A 4,289-nucleotide genomic window follows, 5' to 3' on the forward strand; every position below is an offset into this window, starting at 1 on the left:
ATCGAGCCATATCTCGCGATAGGCCGGCGTGCGCGGCAACAGATGGTCGGATAGGGCACGGGCGAGCGCGAGCGAAGTGGCATGGGCGTGTGACTGATAGGGGTTCGGGTTGCACATCACGTTGCGATTCACGTCGCCGCATGCCGCAATGGTGGTCAGCAGCGCTGCGTCAATCTCTCGCATCGTCGCTTTCAGGTTCGACTTGATGATGCCGTGCAACTGGAAGGTCTGCCGCACGGTCAAGCGCATCGTGCCGTTGCCGTAGGTGCATACGATCTGGTCCATGTTGAGCCATTGCCCTTGCGTACATACGCCGCCTGGCACACGCACCCTGATCATGAAGGAGAAGGCCTTCTCCATTTTCTTGCGCCCGCGCTCGCCGCGCAGATCGCGGTCGTCTTGCAGGTACATGCCATGGAACTTCACCAGTTGCGCATCATCCTCGATGATCCCGCCGGTGATCTCCTCCCGCAGGCCTTCGGCGAGCGTTCCGCGCAGATACGCGCTCGCTTCCTTGATGCGTTCGTTGCGTGAAAGTTCCTTGGTCATGTGTTCTTTGGTCATGTGGACTCCGTATGAACCACTTAGTAAGTATCCTGAAGATAGCGGTGCTCACGATCAAGATCGTTGACCGCTTGCTCGGCGGCCTCCAAGCTCAGCGTCTTTACATCGGCATAGGCGCGCACGAGTGCCGCACGCACATCCTTCGCCATCGCCTTGGCGTCGCCGCAGACATAGAAATAGGCGCCACTGTCGAGCCATTCGACGAGGTCCAGGCGCTGCTCCCAGATGCGGTGCTGCACATAGAGCTTCTCCGGCGTGTCGCGCGAGAAGGCGACGTCCATGCGCGTGAGCGAGCCGTCCTTCAAGGCATCCTGCCATTCGAGCTGATAGAGGAAATCGTGGGTGAAATGGCGGTCGCCAAAGAACAGCCAGGAGCGGCCGCTCGCGCCGGTGGCACGGCGCTCCTGCACGAAGGCGCGGAACGGAGCGATGCCAGTGCCCGGCCCGACCATGATGATGTCGCGGTCCGGCGCCGGTAGCGCGAAATGCCGGTTGGGCCGCCACTTTACGCGCAGCCGCTGCCCTTTCTTCAATTGGTCGGCGACATGGCCGGAAGCAACGCCCTTGCGCACGCGCCCGAAGCTCTGGTAGCGCACCGCAGAGATCAGCAGATGCGCCTCCTCTCCCGCCTCGCTGCGCGAGGAAGCGATCGAGTAGGCGCGCGGCGCCAGCGGCCGCGTCACCTGCAGCAGCTGATCGGCAGACAGCGTCATGGGAAAGAACTCGAGAAGATCGATGAGCTGCCGGCCCGCGATCCAGGCGCGGGCATCGCCCGATTCGAGCAGAGCCTTTACCTCCTGGTGGCCGGTCGTGGCGGCGTAGCTTTCCAGGGGCTTGAGCGACAGCGTCGTGACATCCCGTCCCTTCGTCAGCTCGGCGCGCAGCGCAGCGTCGGAAGCAAGACCCGCCGCTTGCAGCAGATCTTCCACGTAGGCCGCATCGTTCTCAGGGTAGATATCAAGTGAATCGCCAGGTTTGTAAGGCGGCGCGGCGCCATCGAAGCCGAGCTCGAGATGGATCGTTTCCTTTTCGGACTGCGAGGAATTGATGTTGATGAGCTCGGTGATCTCGGCCTCGACCGAACCGAGATCGACGTTACTCGCTGCCTTCGCGCCAAAATCGACCGTGATGACGCGGCCGGGGCCGGTTTCTTCGGCCGGGGCCAACGCCTTCAGTGCCGTCGCTATCCAGCGCCCGGCGGGCTCTGCGAAATCGAGATCGCAATCGACGCGCTCGGCGACGCGCTTGCCGCCGAGCGCTTCAAGTCTTGCGTCCAACGCCTGGCCAATCCCGCAGAAATCTGCATAGGCGGTGTCGCCGAGCGCGAGAACGCTGAACAGGGCGCCATCAAGGCGCGGCGCGCCCTCGGACATGAGTTCAGCGTAAGCGCGAATGGCTCGTGCCGGCGCCTCGCCTTCACCCCAGGTCGCGACGATGACCACAAGACGCCTTACCGATTTGAGCGTCGCCACATCGAGATCAGCCATGTCGACGATCAAAGGCTTCAATCCCATCTTGCGCGCCGCCTTGGCCATGTCCGACGCGAGCCGCTCGGAGTTTCCGGATTCGGTGGCGTAGAGGATGGTCAGCGGCTCAGTAGGTTGCGCGCCGACCGCCGGCTGCGGCGCCGTCGTCGTCGTCGTGGCGGCGTCTATTCCGGCGAGAAATCCCGCAAGCCACGCGCGTTGGGTGGGGCTGGCAGGCCCCACCACGCGGTTGAGAATCTCAATCTCCTCTTCGGCGAACGGGGCCGTTTTCGGGATAAGCGAAAAATTCATGTTCGGACGCCAGTCCCTTGTTGGGATAGTCGATTTGCCATTTTTTCTACTGCCCGGTGAGGCGCTCTTTCATCCAGTTGATCAATCCCCCGCTGAGTAAAAACTGCACTTGCCGCGACGACATGCTGTGACGCACCTGAAACGTCTGCTGGCGTGTGACGTTCTCGACCAGCAGATCGCCCCCCGCTACGAGCGCGCGCCGCAGGTCGGTCAGGCGCAGCACGTCACCGGCCTGGATGGCGTCATAGTCAGAAAAGTCGATGAAGGTCAGCGGTAGCACGCCGAAGTTGATAAGGTTTTGCGAGTGAATCCGTGCAAAGCCCTTGGTCAGAACCGCGCGCAGCCCGAGATACTGTGGGCCCAGCGCAGCGTGCTCGCGACTCGACCCTTGACCGTAATTGCTCCCGCCCACCACCATGTGACCCGGTACTTTCTTGGCTCGCGCGAAGTAGGTGGGATCGATCCTATCGAAGGAGAACTCGGCGATCTTGGGAATGTTGCTGCGAAACGGCAACACCCGCAGCCCTGGCGGCATGATCTCATCGGTGGAAATATCGTCCGCCACCTTGAGCAGGACCGGCATTTCGATCTCATCAGGAAACGGCTCGAAGTTCGGCAGTGAAGCGATGTTCGGACCCTTTTCGATGGTCACTTGCAGCGCCTCTGCAAGCGGCAACGGCGACATGAACATCTCGCGGTTGAGGATCGGATGGTCCGGGTCCGCGATGCGTGGGTAGGGGATGGCGAGCGTGCGCGGGTCCGTAATCACTCCAGTGAGCGCCGACGCCGTGGCCGTCTCAGGGCTGACCAGACATACCTTGTCCTCGCGCGTGCCTGAACGGCCGGGGAAGTTGCGCGGCACCGTGCGCAAAGAACGTTCATGGGTCGCTGGCGCCTGGCCCAAGCCGATGCAGCCGTTGCAGCCGGCCTGGTGCAGCCGTGCGCCAGCGTGCAGCAGGTTGGCGACATGCCCGTCGCGCACCAGGGTTTCGAGCTGTGCGCGGGACGTGGGATTGATGTCGAATGACACACGGTCGTTCACCTTACGACCCTGCACCATCAGCGCTGAAACGGCTAAGTCGCGGTACCCAGGATTGGCCGACGAACCAATATACGCCTGATAGATACGTTCGCCAGCGACTTCGCTGACCGGGCGCACGTTCCCCGGGCTGGACGGCATGGCGATCAGCGGCACCAGGCTCGACAGATTGATCTCTTCGATCACGTCGTAGATGGCGTCCGTATCCGCAAGCAGTTCGACCCAGTCGTCTTCACGCTGCCAGGCGCGCAGGAAGCGGCGCACCTCCTGGTCGGAAGGGAAAACGGTGCTGGTCGCACCCAGTTCGGCACCCATGTTGGCGATCACGTGCCTATCCATCGCGCTCAGCGTGTTCAGCCCCGGCCCGTAGTACTCGACAATTCGGCCCACACCGCCGCCAACGCCGTGGCGGCGCAGCATCTCCAGGATCACGTCCTTGGCGCTGACCCAGTCCGGCAGACTGCCGGTGAGCTTGACGCCCCAGACCAGTGGCATGCGCGTGTAAAACGGCTCGCCCGCCATGGCCAGCGCCACTTCCAGCCCGCCAGCGCCGATGGCCAGCATGCCAATCGCGCCGCCCGCCGGCGTATGGCTGTCAGAGCCGAGCAGGGTCTTGCCCGGCTTGCCGAAGTTCTCCTGGTGGCACGGATGGCTGACCCCGTTTCCGGGCCGCGAGTACCACACGCCGAAGCGCTGGCAGGCGCTGCGCAGGAAAAGGTGGTCGTCGGGGTTCTTGTAGTCCTCTTGGATGATGTTGTGGTCAACGTACTGGACACTCACCTCGGTTTTCACCCGGTCCAGGCTCATCGCCTCCAGCCCCAGCATCACCAGCGTGCCGGTGGCGTCTTGGGTCAGCGTCTGGTCGATGCGGATCCCGATCTCCTCGCCGGGCTTCATGTCCCCGTGCA

The 4,289-nt window shown here is 62.9% G+C and carries 2 protein-coding genes and 1 pseudogene; all 3 read right to left on the reverse strand.

All coding sequences use genetic code 11. The features are described 5' to 3' along the window. Positions 1-564 (reverse strand): annotated as a pseudogene (locus ACESMT_RS20575) (sulfite reductase); the annotation flags it as partial. Between the two features lie 20 nt (positions 565-584). Continuing rightward, complete coding sequence (locus tag ACESMT_RS20580) at positions 585-2,342, reverse strand: sulfite reductase flavoprotein subunit alpha (protein ID WP_372828457.1); 1,758 nt, start codon at positions 2,340-2,342, stop codon at positions 585-587. A 46-nt stretch (positions 2,343-2,388) separates the two neighbouring features. Beyond that, positions 2,389-4,289, reverse strand: a 1,901-nt coding sequence (locus ACESMT_RS20585; RefSeq protein ID WP_372828458.1) for an aconitate hydratase, incomplete at its 5' end; no start/stop codon positions are given.

This window comes from Polaromonas sp., from assembly GCF_041689105.1.
Lineage (GTDB): Bacteria > Pseudomonadota > Gammaproteobacteria > Burkholderiales > Burkholderiaceae_C > Polaromonas.

Coding starts and splice junctions, on each gene's coding strand:
- ACESMT_RS20580 (WP_372828457.1), bottom strand. CDS start 2,342: ATGAATTTTTCGCTTATCCCGAAAACGGCCCCGTTCGCCGAAGAGGAG.